The organism is Marinospirillum alkalitolerans (assembly GCF_045055655.1).
Lineage (GTDB): Bacteria > Pseudomonadota > Gammaproteobacteria > Pseudomonadales > Halomonadaceae > Marinospirillum > Marinospirillum alkalitolerans.
Map to the genome: position 1 here is coordinate 1 of NZ_JBANFI010000031.1, position 809 is coordinate 809.

The 809-nt window shown below is 46.6% G+C and carries 1 protein-coding gene; it reads left to right on the plus strand.

From position 1 onward, the window contains the following. The first annotated feature begins 34 nt into the window (after positions 1 to 34). Entirely contained in the window at positions 35 to 730 is a 696-nt protein-coding gene (locus V6U78_RS12695; protein ID WP_405341578.1) for an aspartate/glutamate racemase family protein, read from the plus strand. Positions 731 to 809: the final 79 nt, after the last annotated feature.

The window sequence follows — 809 nt, forward strand, 5'->3', positions numbered from 1 at the left end:
GCGTTAAATCAGACAGGTAGCATGGAGGTTGCCATTGAAAATTATAGGCCTCATTGGTGGGATGAGCTGGGAGTCAACACAAACTTACTATCGGCTCATCAACCAGAAAGTAAGAGATGAGCTTGGTGGGCTTCATTCGGCTAAACTAGTTATCTATAGTGTTGATTTTGCTGAAATTGAGGTGTTACAGCACAAAGGTGACTGGAAAGAAACAGCTAAGATGCTTGCATCAGCTGGGGAGTCAGTTGAATCAGCAGGCGCTGACTTTCTAGTTCTCTGTACGAATACGATGCATAAGGTGGCCCCTCAAATAGAGAGCTCGGTCAGTATTCCTCTGCTTCACATCGCTGATGCAACAGCTAACGTGCTTAAAAATGATGGGGTAACGTGTGTAGGCCTCCTAGGAACGAAGTTTACTATGGAGCAGGCATTCTACGTTGGCCGCCTTCAAGATCATGGTATCGATGTTATTGTTCCGAGCGAGGCTCAAAGAGAGTCGATTCACTTTGTGATTTACAATGAGTTATGCCTTGGACTGATCAACCCTGATTCAAAAGTAACCTATCTGGATATAATCAACTCACTTGCCGAGCGCGGTGCCCAAGGAGTGATATTAGGGTGCACTGAAATAGGTCTTTTGATTCAGAAGTCGGATACAGGCATCAAACTCTATGACACTACAGTAATCCATGCAGAGCAGGCTGTTCAGTTTGCTTTGAGTAAGATTTAACAAAGCGCAGCAGTACGCCGCCGTTGGCGGCCGGAAGCCATTTCGCTGCGCTTCAATGGCTCCGCTGTGCGCGGCGTTA